Origin of the sequence: Dyadobacter sp. 22481 (assembly GCF_052044875.1) — a bacterium.
In the GTDB taxonomy this organism is placed as follows: Bacteria; Bacteroidota; Bacteroidia; order Cytophagales; family Spirosomataceae; genus Dyadobacter; species Dyadobacter endophyticus.
Genome location: NZ_JBQENV010000003.1, coordinates 1,189,826 through 1,215,585 on the forward strand (window position 1 = coordinate 1,189,826; position 25,760 = coordinate 1,215,585).

The 25,760-nt window shown below is 50.0% G+C and carries 25 protein-coding genes; 19 read left to right on the top strand and 6 right to left on the bottom strand.

All coding sequences use genetic code 11. The annotated features are described in order from the left end of the window. Positions 1-5 precede the first annotated feature (5 nt). The 9 genes from galK to ACTJJJ_RS23650 all read left to right on the top strand — a co-directional run bounded on the left by galK (position 6) and on the right by ACTJJJ_RS23650 (position 6,459). Positions 6-1,193, top strand: a complete 1,188-nt coding sequence (gene galK, locus ACTJJJ_RS23610; RefSeq protein WP_440703203.1) for a galactokinase — start codon at positions 6-8, stop codon at positions 1,191-1,193. A 33-nt stretch (positions 1,194-1,226) separates the two neighbouring features. Next, on the top strand, positions 1,227-2,369 hold the full coding sequence (locus tag ACTJJJ_RS23615) for an aldose epimerase family protein (RefSeq protein WP_440703204.1): 1,143 nt from the start codon (positions 1,227-1,229) through the stop codon (positions 2,367-2,369). 106 nt (positions 2,370-2,475) lie between these two features. Then, positions 2,476-2,712 carry a DUF4160 domain-containing protein gene (locus tag ACTJJJ_RS23620; protein WP_426291746.1) on the top strand — a complete coding sequence of 79 codons (237 nt, stop codon included), beginning with the start codon at positions 2,476-2,478 and terminating at the stop codon, positions 2,710-2,712. Next, on the top strand, positions 2,669-3,034 hold the full coding sequence (locus tag ACTJJJ_RS23625) for a DUF2442 domain-containing protein (RefSeq protein ID WP_440703205.1): 366 nt from the start codon (positions 2,669-2,671) through the stop codon (positions 3,032-3,034). The genes ACTJJJ_RS23620 and ACTJJJ_RS23625 overlap by 44 nt, the downstream gene beginning before the upstream one ends. Positions 3,035-3,067: 33 nt before the next feature. Further along, complete coding sequence (locus tag ACTJJJ_RS23630; RefSeq protein ID WP_426291748.1) at positions 3,068-3,691, top strand: hypothetical protein; 624 nt, start codon at positions 3,068-3,070, stop codon at positions 3,689-3,691. 138 nt (positions 3,692-3,829) lie between these two features. Continuing rightward, positions 3,830-4,453 carry a PspC domain-containing protein gene (locus tag ACTJJJ_RS23635; RefSeq protein WP_440703206.1) on the top strand — a complete coding sequence of 208 codons (624 nt, stop codon included), beginning with the start codon at positions 3,830-3,832 and terminating at the stop codon, positions 4,451-4,453. Between the two features lie 32 nt (positions 4,454-4,485). Then, a complete protein-coding gene (locus ACTJJJ_RS23640) occupies positions 4,486-4,671 on the top strand; it encodes a LiaI-LiaF-like domain-containing protein (protein ID WP_188936235.1) in 186 nt (61 codons plus the stop codon). A gap of 4 nt (positions 4,672-4,675) precedes the next feature. Then, positions 4,676-5,704, top strand: coding sequence for a LiaF transmembrane domain-containing protein (locus ACTJJJ_RS23645; RefSeq protein ID WP_440703207.1), 1,029 nt, complete (start codon positions 4,676-4,678; stop codon positions 5,702-5,704). Positions 5,705-5,763: 59 nt separating this feature from the next. Then, positions 5,764-6,459 carry a M15 family metallopeptidase gene (locus ACTJJJ_RS23650; RefSeq protein WP_440703208.1) on the top strand — a complete coding sequence of 232 codons (696 nt, stop codon included), beginning with the start codon at positions 5,764-5,766 and terminating at the stop codon, positions 6,457-6,459. 5 nt (positions 6,460-6,464) lie between these two features. Here ACTJJJ_RS23650 and ACTJJJ_RS23655 read toward each other — a convergent pair whose 3' ends face one another. Next, positions 6,465-7,184 (bottom strand): head GIN domain-containing protein, encoded by a 720-nt coding sequence (locus tag ACTJJJ_RS23655; RefSeq protein ID WP_440703209.1) that lies wholly within the window; start codon positions 7,182-7,184, stop codon positions 6,465-6,467. A 170-nt stretch (positions 7,185-7,354) separates the two neighbouring features. On the opposite strand from ACTJJJ_RS23655, the gene ACTJJJ_RS23660 reads away from it, so the two are divergent. Genes ACTJJJ_RS23660 through ACTJJJ_RS23670 form a run of 3 tightly spaced genes read left to right on the top strand, consistent with a single transcriptional unit; the run spans position 7,355 to position 10,838 of the window. Further along, a complete protein-coding gene (locus tag ACTJJJ_RS23660; RefSeq protein ID WP_440703483.1) occupies positions 7,355-7,975 on the top strand; it encodes an RNA polymerase sigma-70 factor in 621 nt (206 codons plus the stop codon). Positions 7,976-7,977: 2 nt separating this feature from the next. Further along, the gene (locus tag ACTJJJ_RS23665; RefSeq protein ID WP_440703210.1) at positions 7,978-9,000 is read left to right on the top strand and encodes a FecR domain-containing protein; all 1,023 of its coding nucleotides are present in this window, start codon (positions 7,978-7,980) and stop codon (positions 8,998-9,000) included. A gap of 20 nt (positions 9,001-9,020) precedes the next feature. Further along, the gene (locus ACTJJJ_RS23670) at positions 9,021-10,838 is read left to right on the top strand and encodes a hypothetical protein (RefSeq protein WP_440703211.1); all 1,818 of its coding nucleotides are present in this window, start codon (positions 9,021-9,023) and stop codon (positions 10,836-10,838) included. 2 nt (positions 10,839-10,840) lie between these two features. Here the strand turns inward: ACTJJJ_RS23670 and nadE are convergent, their stop codons facing one another. Beyond that, positions 10,841-12,901: an NAD(+) synthase gene (gene nadE / locus ACTJJJ_RS23675; RefSeq protein WP_440703212.1), complete on the bottom strand. Its 2,061-nt coding sequence runs from the start codon at positions 12,899-12,901 to the stop codon at positions 10,841-10,843. Between the two features lie 136 nt (positions 12,902-13,037). Here nadE and ACTJJJ_RS23680 point away from each other — a divergent pair, with 136 nt between their 5' ends. Further along, positions 13,038-14,273 (top strand): ABC transporter permease, encoded by a 1,236-nt coding sequence (locus ACTJJJ_RS23680; protein ID WP_440703213.1) that lies wholly within the window; start codon positions 13,038-13,040, stop codon positions 14,271-14,273. A gap of 30 nt (positions 14,274-14,303) precedes the next feature. On the opposite strand, the gene ACTJJJ_RS23685 is transcribed toward ACTJJJ_RS23680, so the two are convergent. Both ACTJJJ_RS23685 and ACTJJJ_RS23690 read right to left on the bottom strand, forming a co-directional pair. Next, entirely contained in the window at positions 14,304-15,464 is a 1,161-nt protein-coding gene (locus ACTJJJ_RS23685; RefSeq protein WP_440703214.1) for a methionine aminotransferase, read from the bottom strand. A gap of 102 nt (positions 15,465-15,566) precedes the next feature. Then, positions 15,567-16,175 carry a redoxin domain-containing protein gene (locus tag ACTJJJ_RS23690; protein ID WP_188936248.1) on the bottom strand — a complete coding sequence of 203 codons (609 nt, stop codon included), beginning with the start codon at positions 16,173-16,175 and terminating at the stop codon, positions 15,567-15,569. Positions 16,176-16,323: 148 nt separating this feature from the next. Here ACTJJJ_RS23690 and ACTJJJ_RS23695 point away from each other — a divergent pair, with 148 nt between their 5' ends. Then, positions 16,324-18,465, top strand: coding sequence for a glycoside hydrolase family 31 protein (locus ACTJJJ_RS23695; protein WP_440703215.1), 2,142 nt, complete (start codon positions 16,324-16,326; stop codon positions 18,463-18,465). Here the strand turns inward: ACTJJJ_RS23695 and ACTJJJ_RS23700 are convergent. Beyond that, the gene (locus tag ACTJJJ_RS23700; RefSeq protein ID WP_440703216.1) at positions 18,452-18,943 is read right to left on the bottom strand and encodes an NUDIX hydrolase; all 492 of its coding nucleotides are present in this window, start codon (positions 18,941-18,943) and stop codon (positions 18,452-18,454) included. The two genes, ACTJJJ_RS23695 and ACTJJJ_RS23700, sit on opposite strands and share 14 nt — an antisense overlap. A gap of 19 nt (positions 18,944-18,962) precedes the next feature. Beyond that, on the bottom strand, positions 18,963-19,997 hold the full coding sequence (locus ACTJJJ_RS23705; protein ID WP_188936254.1) for a LacI family DNA-binding transcriptional regulator: 1,035 nt from the start codon (positions 19,995-19,997) through the stop codon (positions 18,963-18,965). 265 nt (positions 19,998-20,262) lie between these two features. Between ACTJJJ_RS23705 and ACTJJJ_RS23710 the strand changes: the two genes are divergently transcribed. From ACTJJJ_RS23710 to ACTJJJ_RS23730, 5 genes are all read left to right on the top strand, one after another. After that, a complete protein-coding gene (locus ACTJJJ_RS23710) occupies positions 20,263-21,033 on the top strand; it encodes an SDR family NAD(P)-dependent oxidoreductase (RefSeq protein WP_188936256.1) in 771 nt (256 codons plus the stop codon). A 41-nt stretch (positions 21,034-21,074) separates the two neighbouring features. After that, positions 21,075-21,905, top strand: coding sequence for a 5-dehydro-4-deoxy-D-glucuronate isomerase (gene kduI / locus ACTJJJ_RS23715; protein WP_440703217.1), 831 nt, complete (start codon positions 21,075-21,077; stop codon positions 21,903-21,905). After that, a complete protein-coding gene (locus ACTJJJ_RS23720) occupies positions 21,905-22,261 on the top strand; it encodes a cupin domain-containing protein (RefSeq protein WP_188936260.1) in 357 nt (118 codons plus the stop codon). The genes kduI and ACTJJJ_RS23720 overlap by 1 nt, the downstream gene beginning before the upstream one ends. A gap of 109 nt (positions 22,262-22,370) precedes the next feature. Further along, positions 22,371-24,209, top strand: coding sequence for a glycoside hydrolase family 88 protein (locus tag ACTJJJ_RS23725; RefSeq protein ID WP_440703484.1), 1,839 nt, complete (start codon positions 22,371-22,373; stop codon positions 24,207-24,209). Between the two features lie 11 nt (positions 24,210-24,220). After that, positions 24,221-25,744: a tagaturonate reductase gene (locus ACTJJJ_RS23730; RefSeq protein WP_440703218.1), complete on the top strand. Its 1,524-nt coding sequence runs from the start codon at positions 24,221-24,223 to the stop codon at positions 25,742-25,744. Positions 25,745-25,760: the final 16 nt, after the last annotated feature.

Consider the following 25,760-nt stretch of genomic DNA (forward strand, 5'->3'; position numbering starts at 1 on the left):
CTGACATGTTACTGACAGAAACCGATATCGCAGAAGGTATCCAGGATAAGTATTTTTTGAAATTTGGAACTGCCACGCGCGAAGTCGTGCGCGTGTTCCGCTCACCGGGCCGCATTAACCTCATCGGCGAGCATACGGACTATAACAATGGCTTCGTACTGCCCGCAAGTGTCGATAAAGCCGTGTATTTCGTCATCGCACCGCGCGAAGACGACCAGGTGATCCTCTATGCAGCCGACCTCGACCAGACCTATTCATTTTCATTGGACGATCTTTCCAAGCCTGAGAAATCGTGGCCGCACTACCAAATAGGCATTGTGGAACAAATACAAAAGAAGGGTTTGAAAATCGGTGGTTTTCAGGCGGCATTCGGCGGCAATGTGCCGGTAGGCGCCGGGCTTTCGTCTTCGGCGGCATTGGAATGCTGCCTGTTGTTTGCATTGAATGAAATTTACGGCCTGAACCTCGACCGTTTCAGCATTGTAAGAATGTCGCAAAAAGCGGAGAATGAATACGTAGGCGTGCAATGCGGCATTATGGACCAGTTTGCTTCGGCATTCGGCAAAGAAGAATCGGTTATCCGCCTCGACTGCCGCTCGCTCGAATACGAGTACTTCCCGTTCCCGATGAACGACTACCTGATCGTGCTTTGCGATACATTAGTTAAACATTCACTGGCCAGCTCGGAATACAACACCCGTCGGCAGGAATGCGAAAAGGCAACCGCCATTTTGCAGCAATATGACGCTAAGGTGCTAAGCCTCCGTGATGCCTCCCCGGCATTGGTGAAGCAGCACAAAGACGAAATGGGTGATGTGGTGTACCGTCGCGCCAAGTTCATAACCGAGGAAATCCAGCGCGTGCAGGACGCCTGCGACCTGCTTGTGCAAGGTAGCCTCCCCGATTTTGGCAAGAAAATGTATGCAACCCATTTCGGGCTGCAAAATGAATATGAAGTAAGCTGTCCGGAACTCGATTTCCTCGTGGCGCAGACATTGGACGACGATTCCGTACTGGGCGCCCGGATGATGGGCGGCGGTTTTGGAGGTTGTACCATTAATCTGGTGAAAAAAGAAGGTGTTGACGCTTTTGAAGCCAAGATGAAGGAAGCCTATCTTGAAAAATACAAAATTGACCTGCCTTGCTACCGCGTGAAAATCACGGACGGCACCGAGGAAGTTGCACTTGCCTAACCTGACCATTTACCAAACTCTTAACCTTTGACCATGAGAAGAATCTCTGTTTTACTCACCGCACTGGTTGGCCTGGCCATTTTCAGTTGCTCAAAAACCAAGAACGAAGAAAAAATGATCAGTACCATTTCCAAAGAGGCTTTCGGCCAACTCCCCGACGGCCAGCAGGCTGACCTTTACACACTGACCAACGCCAACGGCATGACCGTCAACATTACTAACTATGGCGGGATCGTCACCAAACTCACCGCGCCGGACAAGAACGGCCAATGGGCGGATGTGGTGCTCGGTTTCGATTCACTGGCACCCTATTTGAGCGGTCACCCGTTCTTCGGCGCGTTGGTAGGCCGTTACGGCAACCGTATTGCGAAGGGTAAATTCAAGCTGAATGGCCAGGAATACTCGCTGGCGATCAACAATGGCGTGAACGCACTGCACGGTGGCACGAAAGGTTTCGACAAAGTGATCTGGAAAGCAACCGAAATCAAGCAAGATTCGGTGGTAGGGTTGCAACTGGAATACACCAGCAAGGATATGGAAGAAGGTTACCCGGGAAACCTGACGGTAAAAGTCGTTTACACGCTCGATAACGAGAATGCATTGACGATCGATTACACCGCAACGACCGATAAACCGACCGTGGTGAACCTGACCAACCATTCGTATTTCAACCTCACGGGCCTGAAACGCGACATTCTCGACCACGAAGTGACGCTCGAATCGGATAGCATCGTGCCTGTGGACACGACACTCATCCCTACCGGCAAACTACGCGCCGTAGAAGGAACGCCATTCGATTTCCGCAAGGCTACCAAAATCAGCGCCGGAATCAACAAAACCGAGGACGAGCAGATCAAAGCCGGCGGAGGTTACGACCACTGCTGGGTACTGAAACGCAGCGGCGAAGGTCTGGTACAATTCGCTACCGTACGTGAGCCGGAAAGCGGCCGCGTTATGGAAGTTTTCACCACCGAGCCCGCCGTTCAGTTCTACACCGGCAACTTCCTCGATGGCAAACTGACCGGCAAAGGCGCAACCTATTCGAAGCGTTTCGGCTTCTGCCTCGAAACCGAACACTACCCCGATTCACCAAACCAGCCTCAATTCCCGACTACGACATTGAATCCGGGCGAGACTTATAAAACTACTACGAAGTATAAGTTTTCGGCGAAGTAAGTAGCAGACTCAACATTCCTTCATTACAACCTTGGCGAAGAACAGGCCGCATCCGCGACCAGTCTTCGCCTTTGTTCTTTTCTGCCACTTTTTAGCTAATTTTGATATGCCAACCGTGTTATACATTAATGGTTTCCGGTTTTTCTTCTATTTGAATGAACACGAACCGATTCACATTCACGTTGAGAAGGCAAACTGTGAAGCCAGAATTGTGTTGGTTCCGGAAATTGTAATCTCCTACAACCGTGGTTTCAAAAAGAAGGAGTTGAGAAGCATCATAGATATCGTCGTCTGTAACTATGGAAAAATCATTCAAGCCTGGCAAGATACCTTTAATAAGTAAGAAACTTCAAGCCCTCCTCAACGGATCGGATGACGATCAGGTAGTCGATATTGCGGATGATCTTGATCGTTTTATCCAGACCAGTGGATTGCGAATCCGGCATTTTGGCTTCGCGAGAGACCTAGATTTGGCACTGTTTATATTAAGCGATAAACGGGTGATTACGAAACCGCTATCTTCTTTCCCATTTTTAAAGAAAGCAGACGATTACGATTTAGACCAATATACAGTGTCCGAAACGGGCATCTATTGGTACAACCTCGATGTAGACGTTAGCCTCCGCGGACTACTTCAAGAAGAGAAGGTTCCATATCGACCTTGATTACATATAGTTAACATACATAGTACTGTTTCAATGCTTACTAAAACCGTAAAAATCAGCAATGTTACCAACCTCTCCGACGCGCGCTATTGTGCGGGAATGGGTGTTGAAATGCTTGGTTTTTCTATTGACGAAGATTCTCCCAATTATATTTCCCCCAAAAAATTCGAGGATATCTGTTCCTGGCTGGCCGGTGTGACGCTCGTCGCGGAGACGGGTAAGACCGATCCGGAGGCCATTATGAGCACCCTGACCCAATATCCGGTACACGCCGTGCAGGTGAACGACCCCGGCTTGCTGAGCTACCTCCGCACCGAATTGGGTTTGCCGCTGCTGCTAAGGGTAAGTGTCGATCTCTACGAGGCCGGAGAAATTGTACCGATCCTGAGCCGGTATGAAGGCGAAGTGACGCACTTCCTCCTTGAAAGTGACGACGAAGCGGAGCTGTCCGAGTCGTGGATGCAGGCGCTTGGTGCAATCGAAGCCGATTATCCCGTACTGGTAGGCTTCGGGCTCGACAATGAATTTACCGTCAGTGCGCTCACCGAGCTGCTTCCGAATATCGGTATTGCATTGCGCGGAAGTGAAGAAATCCGTCCCGGTTACAAGGACTTTGGCTCCATGATGGACATTCTGGAAGCGCTCGAAGAACAATAAGGCCGTTTTTCACCCATTTAAATCACATTCTCACTAAAAACATCCGCTTAACACGCCCTTTCGCCGATAATAATTTTCCGGTTTACAGTATCTTGCATTACCTACTACCTTTGATTACAAATAAACACTAAACTAATCATGGAAAAGAAATTGCATCGTATACCTGACCAGGCAGTTTTCGGGGGAGTTTGTGCGGGAATCGCTCAGTATCTGCAAATTGACGTCGTGATCGTCCGCGTGATCTTCGTCGTAATGGCACTGCCGATACTGCCTCCCGGCTTTGGGATGACCGGATTGCTTTACATCATCCTTTGGGCTGTGCTACCGATCGGCCCCGCCGGGGAAGTATACGCCACCCACAATGTGTTCGGCTCAGAACCTTCCAAACCAACTGATCCGCTGTCCGACAAAAAGAGGTCCGATCAGACGATGATGATCCTTGGCGGTGTGCTGATCTTTTTCGGTGGATTGATGCTGGTGGACGACCTGCCGTTCTGGTGGTCATTTAAAAAATACTTCTGGCCCATCGTGCTCATTGGCGTGGGCGCATTTCTGATACTTCGCCAACGCGATAAGGTACAGGAAAACAATTCGACGGTGTACCCAACTACTCCCCCGCCGGTTGAACCGGTGGATCCGGGACCCGATCCGCAGCCTTACACACCGTTTTCACCAAGTTCTTCGCCGGAATCTCATTTCCCCGAAGACCCTGAACTGAAAAAGCCGGACAATGGTGACGACGACGTCATTAAAGTCAACTAACCTTCCTGAATCGTACCATAAACTATAAAGCCATGAATTTCAAAAACATTTTCTGGGGCGTAATGCTCATTGTCATCGGGTCGCTGTTCCTGGTGGAAGAACTGACGGCCTTTGATTTCGGCCGCTTCTTCTGGCCCATTATCCTGATCGTAACCGGCGGATTGCTGCTGTTGCGCAACTTCCTGAACTCCGACAATACTAACCGATCAAACATATAAGATCATGAAAAACTCAAGAGGCATTGTTTGGGGTGGCTTGCTGGTCATTTTTGGGGTGATCTGGCTGCTCCGGAGTATGAACCTGCTCAATATCGACTGGGACCTCGTCCTTCCTTACTGGCCGGTGTTGCTCATCCTCGCCGGGGCAATCCTGATTGCCGCAGGCCGGGAGCGCGGTTCCGGCGGTATCGTTGCATTGCTGATTACACTGGCTGTTTTTGGCGGAGTTGTGAATAAAACACACCAGGCGTTCGACAACCACGGCAATAATTGGAATTTCGGCTGGGACGATGACGACGATAACGACGACCACGATTACGGCTTCCACCACGACGACGATGGCGATGATGCTGACGACGACGAGGATAAAGACAGCGATTACAGCAAAGACCGCAACAACCCGATTAATGGCTCCTACAATTACGAAATGGAGGATTTTATCCAAAAAGCCAACTTCAATCTGGAAGGCGGTGCAGGGTCATTTTCACTGAATGGCAATACGGCCAAGCTTTTCGAGGCAGCTACCACCAGTACAATGGTCGGTTTCAGGTCGAATACCTCGGTGAACAAGCTGGATAACTCCGCGTCGGTGACCTTGAAAATGGAAGAAGGCAATGTGAAGATCAAAAACGGGGAAATCTCGAACCAGGCCAAAATTCATTTGAATGAAAAACCCGTCTGGAGTATAGACCTGGGCATCGGCGCCGGAAAAGGGGATTTTGATTTTAGTAATTATAAAGTTGAAAAACTAAAAGTAAGTACGGGCGTAGCTGACATGGATATCCGTCTCGGCGACAAAGTGCCTACTGCTAATGTCGATATAGAAGCAGGTGTAGCATCCGTAACGCTCGAAATCCCCGAATCTGTGGGCTGCGAAATGCATATGGATGGCGCGTTGAATGCGAAAAACATGGAAGGTTTAAACAAAGTAGGTAACGGCTATTACCGCACCTCAAACTTCGACACCGCATCGAAAAAAGTCATCGTGCATTACGAAGGCGGGCTGACCAGCATTAATATCAAACGATACTAGCCATTCTTCCCGGTCCGACAAAAAGAATATCTTTGCAGCCTTTGCAAGGATATTTTTTTATGTTTAAAACTGCCTTTTACCTGCTGCTTACTTGTATCGCGGCATTTGAAACGACCGCCCAATCATTCAAGTCACTGCCGTCCATCGAGCAAAAAATGGTGGATCGGGGCCTGGTCGATATTCAAAAAATGGACCCGGATATTTCGGTTGAATTGAAATACTCTACCACCGACAACTTCATCGGGCGTGATGTGTATGGCGAGCTCACGCGCGCGTACCTGCAACCCGAAATGGCCAAACGGCTTGCCAAAGCCAGTGCATTACTGAAAAAAGCAAAACCAGGATACCGGTTGCTCGTTTACGACGCCGCAAGGCCCAACTCCGCGCAGTACGATCTTTGGAATGCTTTGGACCATTTGAAAATCCCTGCCCGCAGTAAAACGCAATATGTGGCAGATCCAAAAATCGGTTCGAACCATAATTTCGGTTGCGCCATCGACCTCACCGTTACCGACGAAAAAGGCATTCCCCTCGATATGGGGACAAAATTCGATTTTTTTGGCCCGCTGGCCTATCCCCGCTCGGAACAGGAAATGCTAAAAAAAGGGAAGCTGACCGCCAAACAGATTGAAAACCGCCAGCTTTTGCGAAAAGTGATGACACAGGGAGGGTTCAAAGTCAATACGACAGAATGGTGGCATTTCGATGGTATGTCCAAAGCGCAGGCCCGTGCTAAGTATGGAATGATCCCCTGAGGAACCTAGTCCGCGCGGACACTACTGCCACCAGTAACTTCCTTTTCTACTTTCGGGTTGCCACGGTAACGGACATTGCTGGCACCACTCGCTTTCACATCCAACAAACGTGTAACCCAAACCTTGGCATGGCTGGCCCCCGAAACTTCCAGATCGGACTCTTCGGTTTCGAGATCGAATGCATTGAGCTGCGATGCACCGGAAGCTTCACCGTCCAGGAACTTCATTTTTCCGAAGGTGTTGAGTCGAGACGCGCCATTAATGTCGAATTTCAATGTGGTGCCAGTTCCCTCAAAATCACATTGGGAAGCGCCTGAAAGCTCGATCTCGACACTTGGCAAGTTTACAAAATCCTCAATCCTGGCATTCACGGCACCCGAAAAATCCACGCCTGCCAAATCTGGCATGGTTATGTCAATATCCATTCGCTGGCGCTTTTTCCAGGAGTTGTTGTAGCGCGCCGTCAGTTTGCCGTCCTGTACAAAGATGTTCAGATCATCGAGGTCGTTACGCTCGCCGGTGGCCGATACTTCAAATGCAGTGCCTGATACTACATTCACCCGGATTGCATCGCCTACCTCCAATTCATCGAAATTCCGGAAATCGTAAGTTCGCGTGGTTTCACCTCTCGGCGGAATGTCCTCATCCTTATTGATATACACACAAGATTGAAAAACGGAAGCGATACCAAGGATAATTGAAAGTGTACGGAATGTTTGTTTCATGGCTAAAAGATGTTTTGACGCTATGACAAGCGGCCCCCTCTTTCCCCCTATTTAAAAAAATAAAATTTCTTATAGGGGGATTAAGGGGGCAAGTTGTCTTACTCCAAAGGACATCCATAATGACCGCTCTTCTATATCAGAGACCGCTAATCGAAAGAGATTATCTATTTTTGACCGAAAATCAAAAACAGATAACGGTGCACTCTTCCGACCCAGAAATAGTCAGCGCGATACGGCGGGGCGATGAACAGGCCTTTGAGCAGACCTTCCGGACCTATTATCCGAGGTTGTGCAATTATGCATGTACGATGCTGAAAGACGAAGAAGAATCGGAAGAAGTCGTGCAAACGGTGTTTCTGACGATCTGGGAGAAGCGCGAGGACCTGGAAATCACACTTTCGCTGAAATCGTATTTGTACCGGGCGGTGCACAATCACTGCCTCAACCGCTTCAAACACGCCACGGTACGCGAGGCACACAAGGATTATACCATGTACTTTTCGAGCGGGTCGTACGACTCGGTAACCGAGGTTATCCACGCCAGCGAGCTGGAAGAACGCATTGAGCGGGCGGTGAGCACTTTGCCGGAGCAATGCCAGAAGGCATTCAGGCTGAGCCGTTTTGAAGAGTTGAAATATCAGGAAATTGCAGATCAGTTGGGAATATCCATTAAAACGGTGGAAAATCAGATAGGGAAAGCTTTGAAAATTCTGCGCACGGAACTGGCGGATTACCTGCCGGTTACACTTTGGTTATTTGGTAGCATTGTTGAACAGTTAATCGGATCGTAACCATGAACTCATCTCATGCAAACATATCGGAGGAACTGCTGGCACGCTACCTGGCCGACACCGCTTCGGAGTCCGAGAGAAATAATGTGGAAGCGTGGCTGACCGAATCGGAAGCCAATGCGCGGGAGCTGGCGGCCTACCGGTTGATCTGGGACCATACAGCCTCCATGAAAAAGAGCAGTGCTCCGGTGGATACCGATGCAGCTTGGAATAAAATGAAGGGTAAAATGGCTGCGGGCAAATCGCCAATGGCGGCTTCCGAAGCAAAAACCATAGAATTCCGCCCGGAAATGAAGAAACGCCGGTTACCGGTAACCGTCTGGGCAGCCGCAATGATCGCCATTCTGGTAATGGCCTTCGGATGGTTTTTCCTGATTGCCGATAAAACGCCGGAGTCGCTGAATGTTGCTACCACCAACAATACGACCGAACAGCTCCTTCCCGACGGCACCAAAGTTTTCCTTAACTACAATTCTAAATTGACCTATCCTGAAAACTTCAAAGGCGATCTCAGAACGGTTTCGCTGCAAGGAGAGGCATTTTTTGATGTAAAACCAGATGCTGCTCATCCGTTTGTGATTCAGGCAAATGGTACTGAGATACGGGTTTTGGGAACGTCATTTAATGTGAAAGCATACAGCGAAGCTCCTGTACGCGTGGATGTTGCAACAGGAAAGGTACGCGTGAGCAAAGATGCGCACCGTGTCGAACTTGTGAAAGGCCAGAGCGCGGAAGTACTGAAAGACTCGATCCGCAGCCTCCAAGCCAATATGAATCTGATGGGCTACCGGACGCAGGTGTATGATTTCAATGCGGCCGATCTGCAAGATGTCGTCAGCTCGATCCGCGACGGCTACCACGTGGACGTGCGGCTTTCCAACGACAAGATCGCACAATGCAGGCTTACGATCCGCTTCGAAAAAGAACCGGTGGACGCCACATTGTCCGTCATCGCCGAAACCCTCGACCTTAACCTTCGTAAAGAAGGAAAAGTTTACTGGCTCGAAGGGAACAGTTGCCAATAGAAACTACAAGTTATCCTGCTTTGAAACTACTTTACGGAATTGCTTTCTGGTGTATCTGCGTTTGTCTGCTCCCGGGCCATATTTCGGCGCAGGAATTGCTTGAAAAGCGCATTAACTTGAAAGTAACCAACCAGCCGCTCGACGAGACTTTGCAAAAAATCGGCAATATCGGCGGTTTCAGTTTCTCGTATAGCCCCGATATGATCGATGTCAGAAGCCGCGTGTCGATCCAGGCGGTCAACCTGAGCGTACGCGAAATATTGGTTATCATCTTCAAAGACAAAGTCACGTTCAAGGAACGCCGCCGCTATATTATCCTTCAAAAAAAACCGGAATCCGAAAAGCCGGAGGAGCCTGACAACTTCGACCTGAACGGCTATATTATCGACAACAAAACCGGCAAAAAACTGGCTAATGCGAGTATTTACGAGTCGGTAACACTGGCATCGGCGGTGAGTAATCAATATGGTTATTACAAAATCCGCCTTCCGGCTACGCGATCATCGCTTCGTCTGGAAGTGAGGAAAGAGGATTACATCGGCAAATCCATCTCTATTCCTACCCGTAAGGATACCTATTTGCAGATTTCACTGAATCCGGACACCTTAAAACCCATTTCCGGGAAGGTCGCGACGCACACGCCCGTACAGGTGGATTCGCTGCGTACGAGAGTGGCAGTTCCGCAGTTTGAACTCGCAAAGGTGGAGTTACCGCGTGATACGATGTTTATCGACAGCTCGGCAAGCGGTAAAGCCATCACCTGGGCCGATTATGAGACGCTCCGGAAGAAATACCGTCGGGTTCAGAACAAGTTTGTAAGCGCATTTGCATCCGCCAAACAAGCCGTGCACACCCGCAATATCGAAGACACGCTGTACGCGCCCTTCCAGGCATCAATTTTACCGTTTTTAGGTACCAATCACGAGCTTAGCGGGAATATTGTGAACGACTATTCCATTAACCTGATCGCCGGTTACTCGTTGGGTGTTTCTAAATTCGAAGTGGGCAGTCTGATCAACGTGGTGCGGGGCAATGTTACGGGTTTTCAGCTTGGCGGTGTTGCCAATGTAGTAGGTAACAACGTGACGGGTTTCCAATACGCCAACTTCCTTAACATGACGCTTGGCAACTTCACGGGTTTTCAGGGCACCAATTTCATCAACTATACCGGAAAGAACTTTTCGGGTTTCCAGGTCGCGGGCGTTGGTAATGTGGTTGTGGGAGTTTTGGAGGGCTACCAGTTTTCAGCCGGTTATAATTATGCGCATACCGTGCGGAAAGGCCATCAGATCGGCTTCGTCAACTATGCGGACTCTACGGGAAGGGTACCTTTCGGGCTGTTTAGCTGGGTACATAGCAATGGCTACCGCCGTTACGAGTTCTCGACCGATGAGTTCAATTATTTCAATACTGCATTTAAAACGGGCGTAGAGCGGTTTTACAACATTTTCAACCTCGGGTTCAATGGAGATACGAAAGACAAGCCGCTGTTTACCCTCGGTTATGGATTCGGTACCGCACAACGTCTGGGTAAAGGTTGGAGTGCCAACGCGGATCTTACAGGTAGCATAGTATGGCTAAACACTGACCGAAACGACGAGATCAACCAGGGAATCATAAAATTCGCATTAGGGATCGAAAAGAAAATTGGGTCCCGGTTCGCCTTGTTCGCTGGCCCCTCACTCAACACTTTTTTTGCCAAAGATTCGGGATTAATCAATGCAGAAGCAAAAAAAGGGCTTTCTCCCGTTTGGATAGGGAAAAAGCCCGATGGCTCCAGTAAAGCATATGGTTGGATTGGCTTCCAGGCCGGGATCCGATTTTTAAATAAAATCTGAGGCTAAAACCCAATCCGTTTCCGCCCATTCTGCACCGCTGCCCCATTCACATAAGCGCGCAGCTCTGCCAGCTCCTTCTCAAACCCGCCCGACAAGATCGGGAAGCGGCACCAGGAACGGGGGTCGAGGTTGCGGTCGTCGAGGTGGAAGGATGGGGCATAACGCTCACGCTTCCACTGGTTTCGGCTCCACAATTTAAAGAAACGCTCTGTCCAGCCGAGCAATTGTTCGGCGCTGTAAATGCCCTTGTAGCGCACATATAGGCTTCTGTACGATTCCAGAGGCGATTTTTTGTCCCTGATCGCCAGCCCTTCCAGGTCATTTAAAAACTCGTATGGCATCAAATCTGCCTCGTCGGTCTGCGTTTGCGCCAGCGGCCGGAGCTCGGCAGTCGGTTGCAGGCTATTCACTTTTTTCAAACCTTCGATCCGGATGTGCTTGCCCTTCACTTCGCAACCCACCGTTTCGAGCCAACGGAGCCATTGGCGCAGGTAATGCTTGTCGATACCCGCTAGCGGACTGATGCTGCCGGAAGTATCCCCATCCATGGTAGCATACCCGACAGCCGCTTCCGAGCGGTTCGAAGTAGCGAGCAACAGGTGGTTCGAGAGGTTGGTCAGCAGCCAGACTCCCGGGGCACGCACCCGCGCCTGGATGTTCTGCAATGCGATATCGTCCTGCTCCCAGGTCAGTTTACGCCCAATCTGGTCTTCTATCAGCCCCTTGTAAGTCTCTACCAGGCCGTTGATATTCACATTATAAAATGTAGAACCAATCGATTCGGCCAACGATCGCGCCGATTCCAGCGTATCGGAAGAGCTGTTTTCAGTTCCCTGGTAAATATTATGGATCAAAACTCTGGCAAGATCCTCCTCGGTTTTGGCCGACTGGATATCCTTCATGTAAGACAGTTTCTGCTTGAAGCGGTCCATACCGATACTTTCATCGGCCAGCCGGATCATTAACCCGCATAATGCAGTACAAGCGCAGGAATCGGCCCCGCCCGAAAGCGATATCGTAAAACCGTTTGAACGGCTTTTCCTCAGATAATCAAACAATGCAAGGCATTCCGCCCTTGCGAACTCTTCTTCTTTTAAAGAACCGCCTTTTTCAAACGGCTCAATATCAGAAACCTGAGGCAATACAGGTTCAATATCCGGAAAATCAAAACGGGCAGGTATCCTCCACGTCCGCTCTTTGGACGGAACGGCAATTTTGCTCTGAACCTGACTTAATCGGGCGGATTCCGTGTCGATAACGGCTGTTGTGATCACAAAATCCTCGTAGCTGAACCGCGGACTGGAAGCGAGCAGGTCGCCGTTCGAAGCGATCATCGCATCACCATCATAAATAGCCCTACCAGCCTCATTACCAAGCAAATTCGTATAAATATAACTGCATGAGAACGACCTGGAAGCATCGACGACCAGCTTTTCACGCACCATAAATTTATTGAATGCAAAATGGCTCGCACTGGGGTTCAGGATAATATCGACCCCTCGCTCGTAGTGCCTGCGCGCGGGACGATTGGCCACCCAGCCATCCTCACATATTTCGAATGCAATCTTCACACCGTGCGAGCCACCCAGTACCGGACCAGAGGCGACGTCAAAAATCACATCGCCGATCGGGTAAAACATCTGGTTCACTTCGATACTTTCCACCGCGCCGGGCTGCCACGGCCTGAACCACCTCGCCTCGTAGTGAATGCCGTTGTTCGCCAGGTTTTGTTTGCAGTAAAAGCCGGCAATCTGTTTGTTGGAAATCAGACAGGCTGCATTAAACAAGCTTCCATTATGCCGCAATGGCAAACCCACCGCAACGATCATCCCTGCTGTTTCCTCCACTACTTCGAGCAGGCACCGCTGGGCCTGTTCAACCATGTCGGGCGCGAAAAAATAGTCGTCACAGCCATAACCCGAAATACACAGTTCGGGCAGGCACAACAGGCTTACATCCTGCTTCCGTGCCTCCTTGATCGCATCGACGACATTTCGGGTATTGGCCTCCCAGGCCATGGGTGTCTGGTTTACAACTCCGGAAGCAACTTTGATCAATGGCATGGATGGTGGTATGTTTTCGACTCTGTAATGTCTTTGTATAAATCAAGGCAGGCAACTTAATAAAAAAATGCCTTTTTCGAACCGCTAAGGTTTTTTCCTATTTTTGTCAACAACTAATTTAAAGAACAGATTCCTCTTGCAGTTCCCCTCATTCATCGCCAAACGGATACGCCATAACGAAGCAGGATCATTTTCTGCCACGGTTTCGCGGATCGGCGTGGCCAGTATCGCCATTGGTGTTGCGGTGGGAATCATCGCTTTTGCAGTTCTGCTGGGTTTCAAGCAAAACATCCAGCAAAAAATATTCCTATTCAGCGCACACATCAATGTAAATGCGTTTTCACAAGGCAATACTTACGAAGAGGCCCCGCTACCGGTCAAAAATGCAGTGTCGGAAATATTGCCGACGATCCCGGAAGTCAGGCGCTGGCAGGCGGTGGCGCATAAATCGGGCATTCTGAAAACGCCTGACGAAATTAAAGGGGTAATCCTGAAAGGCGTAGGCAAGGATTATGATTGGAATACTTTCAAACAACACCTCGTGGAAGGCAAGCTGATCGGGCGCACCGACTCATCTTCCATTAAATACGGCTATTCGTCCCAAATTCTCATCAGTCGGAAAATTGCAACCCAAATGCGCTTGAAAACCGGCGACGATGTGATCATGTATTCACTCCAAAACCCGCCGCGGCCGCGCAAGCTGAACATTGCCGGTATCTACGAAACCGAAATGGAGGAGTTTGACAATAACCTGATCATCGGGGATATTGGCCTCGTACAGCGGCTCAATGGCTGGGGGGCAGATTCCGTCGGCACTTATGAAATCTATCTCAAAGATTTCTACGACCTCGACCTGGTCACCCACAAGCTCCGCCGCGAACTTCCACCGGGGTTGTTCCTTCAAAAAGTCACGAGCCTTTTTCCGCAAATCTTCGACTGGCTCATCCTCCTCGACCGTAATACCGCCGTTTTTCTCGTGCTCATACTTTTCGTGGCCTGCTTCAATATGATCTCGATCCTGCTGGTGATGATCATGGAGCGGACGCCGCTGATCGGCTTGCTCAAAACGCTTGGGAGCCCCAACCGGCAAATCAGGATGATCTTTTTCCAGGTCGGCCTCGATATGGTCCGTAAAGGGATCGTCATCGGCAATGTAGCCGGATTGCTGCTATGCTGGTTGCAATATCAGTTCAAACTCATCCCGCTCGATCCCGTCAATTACTACATGGACACCGTCCCCATCGTGTTCGACTGGGGAATTTTTGCGATGATCAACATCGCTACGGTTATAATCACAGCCGCTATCCTGCTCATCCCGACACTCATCATCACGCGTATCCAGCCTATTAAGGCATTGTTGTTTAAGAAGTAGTTTTCGCTTTAAAAATTGGGTAAGCAGGCGCTACCAACGTGCTGTGTTCAACAAGCCTGCGGCTTTCAACAATGTTTCATCATGCTTGGCAAAGCAAAATCTGAGTGTTTTGAAATCAGTTTCTCTTCCGTAGAATGCCGAAACAGGTATTGAAGCAACGCCGATTTCCCTGGTCAAACGCTCAGCCAATGCAAGGTCGTTCTCATCGGAAAGATTGGCATAAGAAACATTCTGGAAAAAGCTACCTTCGGATGGTTTCAGTATAAAACCAATGTCCTTAATCGCATCATTGAACAAATCCCTCTTGCGCTCATAGAATGCAGATAGCGATAAATAATGCTCGGGCTCGCTGAGGTATTCCGCTACCGCAAATTGAAATGGCGTTACCACGCTGAATACGAGGAACTGATGGATTTTCCGAAACTCGGCGGTAAAATGCGCAGGCGCCAGGCAATAGCCCAGTTTCCAGCCTGTGGTATGAAATGTCTTCCCGAACGAACCGCACACAAAGCTACGCTCAGCCAGCGAGGGAATAGAAGCTACCGAAATATGGGCCCGCCCGTCAAAAACAATGTATTCGTAAACCTCATCGCTGATCACAATCAGATCGTGCGCTTCCGCGAGCGCAGCGAGTGCCTGCAAATCGGAAGCCGTCCATACTTTACCCGTCGGATTGTGCGGTGTATTGATGATGATCGCACGCGTTTTTTCGGTAATACGTGCTTTTACAGCTCCCCAGTCGATGGAATCGTATTGAGGGTCCAGTGTTACAAAAACCGGTATGCCGCCGCTGAGCTCGATAGCCGGCACGTAGCTGTCATAGGCCGGCTCGAAGACGAGCACTTCGTCGCCCGGATGCACCACGGTGCTGATCGCCACGAACAATGCTTCGGTGGCGCCGCTCGTGACGGTAATGTCGGTTACAGGATGGTACTCGCTGCCGGAGGCTTCGAAAGTCTGCTTAGAGATCGCTTCCCGCAATGGTAATGCGCCCGGCATGGGAGCGTACTGGTTTTTACCCGACCGTACATGCTTGTCCACCAGCCGCTGCAATTCAGGCGAACAATCGAATTCGGGAAAGCCCTGCGCCAGGTTCAGCGCCTTGTGTTCTTCGGCCAGGGCCGACATTTTTGTAAAAATGGTGATCCCCACATTGGGAAGCTTCGATTGCAACCTGTTTTTCAATAACATATCCAGAAATCGTATTAAACAAATACCGTGTCAGCGGCAAAACCAAAGATAATGCATGGTTGCCAGGCTGACACGGTATGAATGCCAAAGTATGTAAATCTCTTACCGGCCGTCGTAAACAGCCTTCAGAATAGCTTTAAAGTCGGGAGCATTGTCAAAATTTTCGTCGACAAAAGTATACCCTACCCGGCGGTCACGGCCGAGGACAAAGAGCGAAGGCGTGAAAACTTCCTCCGAAATGCCCGCAATGCGGTCCCAGATCGGTGAGGTTTCCGAAAACACGCCATAGGAGCGAGCGACATTGTAATTTTTATCGTGGTAAATCAGCGCCCCGGCATCGAGTTTCCTGCCGATGCGCCCGATTTCCTTTTGAGATTCATTGGTCAATATCAGCAGCTGCCCACCCAAAGCCTCCACCTGCGGTGCAAGCGCCTTCAGGGCTTCGAGGTGCTTCGGCGCATAACTCCCCCAGCAATTGCAGTAAAAACTCAGAACAAGCGGCTTAAAACGGACCAGGTCGAGAATCGACCGCGATTCACTGTCCGATGAAGCGCTCGTGAGCGACGTCACCGGGAAACCTTCCTCATTCCGGAGGTAAAACAACGGAGCAAGCTCACCTTCCTTCGGCGGTTCGATCTGCTCTTCCGCTATTCTTTGTTTGAGCTGTAAGGTGGACACGTTGCCCAGTTCGTCTTCAATTTCGTAGTACATAATGCCAGGGGTCTTCTGATTTCGAAGCTCAAAATTATCAATAATCTATATATCCTACAAATTTAATAGACTTATTTTACCACCATATTTTTTTAGTATAAAAATTGAATACCCACTTATAATATCGACCCAAGAGCCACTGAACCCCATGCGCCATCTAAAACCAGCCCTTTCAACCCTGTTTTTAATACTCGTTCCTGCCCTGCTTTTCGGGCAAGTTATCACCTGGAAAGAAATCCATCCCGGCGTCTGGAAGGGCATCGCGGGCAAACCCGACAGTTACAACCTGCTCAAAGCCGCGGAATCGACCGCGTCGCCCGCGCTCGCGAAACTATCCAAACAGGACTTTCCAGTCGATAAATCGGCTATTTCGTTTCAGCTGAACAATGGGAAATCCTACCTGCGTCTGCCGTTGCAAAGGAATGAGCAGCTCTACGGCTTCGGGCTTAACTTCCAGAGCATCCATCAGCGCGGCCGCATTATGCAGCTCCATACCGACCATTATGGCAAGTCCGATAATGGTCGCACCCACGCGCCGGTGCCGTTTTATGTATCATCGCTGGGTTATGGTGTTTTTGTAAATTCTGCCAAATACATCGATGTGTACGCGGGCTCGGGTGTGCGCAAAGACAGTAAAAACCCGCCGAAGGTCATGGACCGCAACACCGACAAAAACTGGGAAGCGCACCCTTATTCCGATGCGGTTGAAATGCTGATACCGGCCGAGGGGCTTGAAATTTACGTGTTCGCCGGCCCCAAGCCGGTCAATGCGATCGAGCGTTTCAATCTGTTGAGTGGCGGGGGCTGTCTGCCACCGCGTTGGGGCCTGGGCTTTACGCAGCGTGTCCACCGGCTCTACGACGCCGATCAGGTGAAACAAGAGGCAAAAGCATTTGAAGAAAAAGGCTATCCACTCGATTTCATTGGCCTCGAACCCGGCTGGCAAACCAAATCCTACCCCTGCACATTCGAATGGGACCGCTCCCGCTTCCCCGATCCGGCAGGTTTTGTAAAGGATATGGACAAAATGGGCGTTAAAATTAATCTTTGGACAAATCCCTATGTCTCACCCGACGCCTCCATTTATAAAACGATAGCGCCCTACACAGGCTCTCATACGGTTTGGAATGGCCTTGTTCCAGACCTTTCAATGCCGCAGGCCCGTAAGATCCTGTTCGATCAGTTTGAAAAAGAACATGTAAAGATCGGCGTCAGCGGCTACAAGATCGATGAAGTGGATGGATTCGACTCCTACCTCTGGCCCGACGTGGCGACATTTCCCTCCGGTCGCTCCTCGGAACAAATTCGTCAGACATACGGGCTGCTCGCACAGAAACATAGTTTTGAAATGTTCCGCCGAAACAACACACGTACATACGGGCTCGTACGCGCATCCAACGCAGGCGGTGCGTCGTTTCCCTATGTGATTTATAATGACAATTACAGTCACGAAGACTTCATTACCGCGCTTATCAACAGCGGATATGCAGGCGTGCTCTGGACACCCGAAGTACGGGCTTCCAAAACCGCCGAAGAATGGCTCCGGCGTTTCCAGACGGTCTGCTTCTCGCCGATGGCCATGATCAATGCATGGTCGAGCAGCACGCAGCCATGGACTTTTCCCGAAGTCGCGCCGCAAATCAAGGCATTGGCAGAACTGAGAATGCGAATGATGCCCTATTGGTATTCAGAATTCGCCAAATATCATTACAACGGCACGCCGCCCTTTCGCGGAATGAATCTGGAAGAAGGTTTTGGCATAAATATGAAACAGGAAAAAACGGCCACCAACCTCGAAGAAAACCCTTATGAGGAGGCTGTTACCCGCGAAGTGAAAGACCAATATATGGCGGGTGAATACCTGCTGGTAGCGCCGCTTTTCACGGGACAGACTTCACGTAAGGTGATCTTGCCAAAAGGCAAATGGTACGATTTCTATACCGGTAAACTCGCGGGCGACGGAGAAGTGATAACCATTAGCCCCGGAATGGACCAGATACCGGTCTTCGTCAAAGACGGAGGAATTATTCCCATGATGCCAGCCCTGCTCCACGCGCCGCGTTCGGGTGCAAAAACGGATATTGAAATCCGGCATTATGGTGAAAAGAATGCAAGTTACAATCTGTATGACGATGACGGCGAGACATTCGACTACGAAAAAGGGGCATTCTCCTGGCGGACAGTCAAAGTTGAACGACAGGGTGGGCAGCTAAAAGGCAGCATTTCGGGGCCCGAAAATGGCAAGCCGAACACAATAGGCAATGTTACCTGGCAGTTTATGACGAAATAGGATCTGCGGCGTCGAGGTTGCGGAAAGGTGAATTGAAATGTCCTTTTTCGAGCGGGTTTTTAGCCAATGCATCTGCCAGAAATTCGGGATAGATACGGATTGAATGCAAATCGGTCACATCATGCCAGTGAAACAATAGCTCATCCTGTCCCTCCGAACCAAGAAAATCCGCCTGCCCGGGAAGGTCGCTGATTTGCATGTCAAAATAGAAACCGATCTCGTGGTACTTGTCGCCGTTGTACAGGAAGAAATTCTCGGACACCCAAAGCATTTCGCCAGCTTTGGCATCCATACCGGTTTCCTCCTGCATTTCACGCTGCAAAGTGTCCTTTGAGAATTCAAACAGCTCGCAACGCCCGCCGGGGAGCGTCCAGAAATTATCGGAAGGGGTTTTATGCAGAAGCACCTTGCCATTCAGTACCGCCACGCCGGCGACCCTGTAATTGAACAATGCTCCATCGATGCGCAGGCTGATCATCCGTAATGTGGTTTTTCCGCTAAACTACGGTTTTTCCAACAGACGACGCCCGGATCGTCAATGCTGTTTTCAGTGAGCGTGTTTCGAATTTCTCGTCTTTCTGCGGATGTTCGATCAACCGGATCAGCAGTTCGACGGCCTGCTGGCCCATTTCCATTGCCGGCTGCATGACAGTCGTCAGCGGCGGGTTCAGCAAATCGGCTACACTGATGTTGGTAAAGCCCACAATGGCGATTTCGTCCGGCACGCGGATGCCTTTTCGTTGAAATACCGCCATACAGCCCGTGGTAAGCCGATCACTGGCTGTAAATATGGCGTCGGGGGGCTCCGGCAGGTTGAGCATTTCTTCAATAGCTGCTTCGTTTTCAGCCTTAATCTTGCCCCCGTAAAGGCAATACTTCACATACGACTCATCAAAAGGAATCCCGTAATCTTCCAGCGCCTTTTTGTAACCAGCCAGTCGTTCGGTGGTGATCGACAGGTAAATAGGGCTGGTAAGGTGCGCAATCCGCTTTCGGCCCGAAAGAATCAAATGCTCTGTTGCTTCATAGCTTCCTCTAAAATTGTCGGCTACAACCTTGTGCGTTTCAATATCATTGGGCACGCGGTCGAGGAACACAATGGGAAGCCCTTTTTCCATCAGTTCCTGAAAATGGATGAGGTTTGTGGTAAGGCTTGCCAGCGAAACCAGAAGTCCGTCCACTCTCCTGGAAACCAGATAATTCGTATTCGCCACCTCTCTTTCATAGGAATCATGGCTTTGAAAAATTACCACATGATAACCCAGGTTGTAAGCAATGGATTCGATGCCGTTGATAAGCTGCGAGAAAAAATGGTTCGCGATTTCGGGAATAATGACGCCAATCGACTTGCTTTTGCTGTCCTTCAAGCTTAATGCAATGGGATTGGGGCGATAGTTCATCCGCTCCGCATATTCCATCACCAGCTTTTTGGTTTCAGGGTTGATTTCGTAGCTATTTCTCAATGCACGTGACACCGTCGAAGTCGACAGATTCAGCGCCTTTGCAATATCCTTTATGGTGATGGTTTCCAATGGAAAAATTGGTTTATTCCAACTTATTATTCGTTTCAAAATATCCTCAACTCCTCTCCCTCGCACTGCTCCGCTGCCAAATTATCTCAAAATTTACATCTATCCCGGCCAACTGACAACGTTCCCGATAACGATTGCACAAAAAAAGACAATTTGTTATTTGATTTTTCTGATTATTCAATCTAACATCGTTCAGCTGGGATCTATTTACAATCGACGCTAAATTTATCGGATACCCCGAAAAAGACAAATCATATACTCATTAATGAACACCGTTAATTTATTTGATCTGACCGGAAAGACTGCACTGGTAACCGGATGCAATCGTGGTATCGGAAAGGCCATGGCCGAGGCGCTGGCCGAAGCCGGTGCCGACATTATCGGTGTGGCATCTTCGGAGTTTAAGGAAGGTAACGAAACCGAGCGGGCTATCCTCCAAACGGGCAGGAAATTTTACGCATACCAGACAGACCTGGGCGACCGGGAAAAACTTTACGAGTTTATAGAAAAGGTCAAAAAAGAGCATCCGGTAATCGATATCCTGATTAACAATGCAGGAATTATCCTCCGGCAACCGGCTGCGGAACACCCCGACGAATACTGGGATAAAGTACTCAATATCAATCTTGACGCACCTTACATACTCGCCCGCGAGCTAGGCAGGGAAATGATTGCACGCGGAGCGGGCAAGATCATTTTCACCGCTTCGCTGCTCACATTCCAGGGAGGTATCAATGTGCCGGGCTATACTGCTTCAAAAAGTGCCATCGGTGGGCTTGTGAAGGCATTGGCCAACGAATGGGCCGGCAAAGGTGTGAATGTGAACGCCATCGCGCCCGGCTACATCAACACCGATAATACCGAAGCGTTACGCAACGACCCGGTACGCAGCAAGTCCATCCTCGACCGCATTCCGGCCGGACGCTGGGGATTGCCCGGCGATTTTAAAGGCCCGACGCTTTTTCTCGCCTCGGAAGCCGCCAGTTACGTGCACGGAACGACATTGACCGTCGATGGCGGCTGGATGGGGCGCTAATCATATTTATTTAAAAGAAATTCAAAAAGTTGCCGCTTAATATGCAAATCAGATTTGAAAGCAGTCGGAAAGAAGTAGCGCAAATGGACACTGATGCCTTGCGCGACAATTTCCTTGTCAAAGATATTTTCCGGGATGGCGAAATCCATTTCGTGTACAGCCATTACGACCGCGTCATCATTGGTGGCGCCATTCCGCTCGCAACTCCGCTTGCTATCCCGGTATTCGATGCATTGAAGGCCTCCTATTTCCTCGAAAGACGCGAAATCGGAATCATCAATATCGGCGGCAACGGCGAGGTCATCGCCGACGGCGAGCATTTCCCGATCAGTAAGCTGGGTTGCGTATATGTAGGAAAAGGAACAAAAGAAATACTGCTCACCAGCAATAACCCCGCTGAACCAGCCGCTTACTACCTGCTTTCTTCACCTGCGCACCAAACTTACCCTACCCGGCTATTCACGAAGGAGGACGCAACGCCGGCAACCGTGGGCAGCGTGGAAACGTCGAACCACCGCACCATTTATAAATACATCCACATGGACGGTATTCAGAGCTGTCAGCTCGTAATGGGGCTTACGGTGCTGCAAACGGGCAGCGTTTGGAATACCATGCCCTCACACGTGCACGACCGCCGCATGGAGGCCTATTGCTACTTTGATGTACCTGAAAACCAGAGAGTGCTGCATTTGATGGGCGAACCCTCGGAAACCAGGCATTTGTGGGTAGCCAACCGGCAGGCAGTAATCTCGCCCCCGTGGTCTGTCCATTCCGGTTGCGGCACGTCGAATTACGCCTTCATTTGGGGAATGGCCGGTGAAAACAAGGATTATACAGATATGGACCCCGTACAAATCGGAGATCTCAGATAATGGAAGCATTGAAAGAAAAGGAATTTATCGCCGACAGCAAACTCGCCTGGGAAGACCTCGGAGGCGGCCTGAAACGCAAGATCATGGCCTATGACGACAATCTGATGATGGTCAAAGTTGCCTTTGAAAAAGGCGGCATAGGAACGCTGCACAGCCACTTTCACACGCAGATGAGCTATGTAGAAAGCGGGGAGTTCGAGATCACGATCGGCGAGCGGAAACAGGTGTTGCGGCAGGGGGATGTATATTACATTCCGCCGCATGTGGTTCATGGCGCATTGTGCCTTTCGGCTGGCATGCTGGTCGATATTTTCACTCCCATGCGCGAGGATTTTGTAACTATTTCAAAAGCATAACCTGTTCCGGATGGCCATTTCTCTACTTCGTATCCGCCGATTTACATGCTGGATCGCCTGTTTCATGACTACCTGGTCGTTTGGGCAGGATTTTCCAATATCCCGGCAAATGGCCGACTCTTTTATCGCCAATCATAAAGACTCTATTCTCGTAGGCAAAAACACGGCAACGAAATGGGACTACGAGCAGGGATTGATGCTCAAAGCCATCGAAAAAGTGTGGTGCCGGACGGGAGAAGGCAAATATTTCGAATACATCCGGAAAGATATCGACCAGTACGTCCGCCCCGACGGCACTATCCGCACCTACCGTGCCGACGAATTTAATATAGACAATATTCCACCCGGCCGCGCATTGCTGACATTGTACCAGCAATCCCAGCCCGACAAAGAGAAATACAAAAAAGCTGCCGATCTGCTCTGGAGGCAACTCGAACAACAGCCACGCACCAAAGAAGGCGGCTACTGGCATAAAAAGCGCTATCCCAACCAGATGTGGCTCGACGGTCTCTTCATGGGTGAGCCGTTTGCGGCCGAGTATAGCCTCATTTTCAATCATCCCGAGCATTTCGATGACATCGTCAAGCAATTTGCATTAATCGAAAAATATGCCGTCGATGAAAAGACCGGGCTCGTTTACCACGCCTATGACGAAAGCCGCGAACAGAAATGGGCGGATAAAAAGACTGGACGTTCCCCAAGTTTCTGGGCGCGGGCTATTGGCTGGTATGCGATCGCGCTCGTAGATGTACTCGATTATCTACCGGCACAGCATCCGGGAAGAGCGCAACTGATCAGCTATTTGCAAAGATTAGCACCTGTTTTGGCAAAATACCAGGACCCCGAATCCGGTACCTGGTACCAGGTGATCGACCAGGGCAAAAGGGCTGGCAACTATCTGGAAGCATCGGCCTCGTGCATGTTCGTATATGCGCTCGCGAAAGGCGCAAGGATGGGCTACATTCCTGCTAAATTCGCGGTAAATGCAAAGAAAGGCTACCAGGGAATCCTCCAAAATTTTGTAGAAAAAGAAGCGAACGGCACTTTAAGTCTCAACAAAACCGTGAGTGTGGGTGGCCTGGGAGGGACGCCCTACCGCGACGGCACTTATGAATATTACCTCAGTGAGCCCATCCGGAAGAACGATCTGAAAGGCATCGGGCCATTCATTTTTGCGAGTGTTGAAATGGAAATAGCTGCCGAAAATGCCGTAGGGAAAAGTAAAACGGTGGGTCTGGACTACTATTTCAACCACGAGACCCGTAAAGATCTCACCGGAGGCCCGGAGCAATTCCACTATACCTGGGAGGACCGGATGCATTCGGGTTTCTGGCTTTGGGGGAATACTTTCCGTGAACTGGGTGTCAAAACGGTTGCACTCCCGGCGCCGCCCACGGCTGCCAGCTTGAAGGGTATCGACGTTTACATTATCGTAGATCCCGACACCAAAAAGGAAGCGGCGGAGCCGCATTTCATCGATGATAAATCCATTTCCGAGATTGAAAAGTGGGTGAAAGCAGGCGGCGTACTCGTCCTTATGGCCAACGACACCGCTAATTGCGAAATCCCGCATTTCAACAAGCTAGCTGCAAAGTTTGGGATTCAGTTCACGAGCAAAAACCGCAATATGGTGCAGGGAACACAATTCGAGCAGGGTAAACTGATCATACCGGCTGATGCCAAAGCTGTTTTCAAAAACACTGAAAAAATTTACATTAAAGAACTGTCACCGCTCAGCCTCACGTCACCAGCAAAAGCACTGCTTACCGACCAGGGTGATATCATTTTCGGAGTTTCCAAATATGGCAAGGGAACAGTGTTCGCCGTAGGAGATCCGTGGCTCTACAATGAATATGTTGACGGCAGGAGGATCGATACCAGCTTCGAGAATTTTGAAGCAGGCAAGGACCTCGCCGGTTGGTTGTTGAAACAGGTTGTTAAAAAGTAAATCTCGACGCTATGAGCCATCTCTTCCGGGAAAACCTTCGTCAGCTCAGAAGCCAGCCCGCCGTGATCGTGGCTGATGATTCCGTGTTCCAGCTGCCGGAAAAAGTACTGCAATTCGGTACAGGCGCGTTTCTGCGCGGCCTGGCCGATTATTTTATAGACAAAGCTAACCGGCAGGGTGTATTCAACGGCCGGATCGTGGTCGTAAAATCCACCGACCAGGGCGATACAAAAGCATTTGAGCGACAGGACAACCTTTACACCATATGCTCGCGCGGCATTCAGAATGGCGAGCTCAAAGAAGAAAATATCATTTCTTCGGCTATCAGCCGCGTGCTGTCGGCCAAAACGCAATGGTCGCTCGTGTTGGACCTGGCCAAAAACCCTGCGGTTACCATTGTGATTTCAAATACTACCGAAACCGGGATCCAACTCGTTCAGGACGATATTTACCAGTGGCCGCCGGTCTCGTTTCCCGGAAAGCTGCTGGCATTTCTCTACGCACGTTACGTGGCTTTCAACGGTAACCCCGATTCTGGCGTAGTCATTATCCCCACTGAACTGATCGCCGATAATGGCAAGAAACTCGAATCCATCACCCTCGAACTCGCACATCGCAATGGCTTGGAAGGTGCTTTCATCGACTGGATCGAGCAATGCAATTTCTTCTGCAACTCGCTCGTCGACCGCATTGTACCCGGCAAGCCCGACGAAACACGTCTGAAAGAGCTGGAAGAAGAACTTGGCTACCGCGACGAGCTCTTGATTGCGACGGAACATTATCACCTCTGGGCGATCGAAGGCGACGAGCGCATCCGCCAGAAAATAGGTTTTTACGGGGTCGATGAAGGTCTGGTCGTCGAGCCGGATATCGAACAATACCGCGAGCTCAAACTGCGGCTCCTGAACGGCGCCCACACCCTGGGAGGCGGGCTTGCGCATTTATGTGGCTTCAAAACGGTTGTAGACGCGATGAACGATCCGTTTTTCTCAGCTTTCATTACGCATTTGATGGAGAACGAGATCGCGACGGCTATTCCCTACGATATTCGCACGGATGCCGCGCTGGCATTCAGCCGCCAGGTAGCCGATCGTTTTCGAAATCCGCACATTCTCCATAAGTGGCTCAATATCAATCAGAATTATTCAGCCAAGGTACTTTCCAGGGTTATCCCTACCTATCTGAATTACGAGACCCGAAACGGCTATCTTCCCGAATATATGACCTTCGGACTCGCAGTTTTCATTTACTACATGAAGGCTGTGAAGAAGGAGGGAGAAAATTACTACGGCAAGGTGGACGGCACTGCGTACCTGATCCAGGATCCGAAAGCATCGTTCTTTTACCAGAAATGGCAAATAGCCTCGCTCCCCGACATGGTACTGGCTATTCTCAAAGACGCGTCGACCTGGGGGCGCGACCTCAATAAAGTCGATGCAGTCCACAGTTCCATCGTGAAATATCTCCAATCCATCACGCAAAACGGCGTCGCTGAAACACTTAAAACGCTTCTTGAAAGAACAGAATATGCTTAATCCCGAACCAGAACAA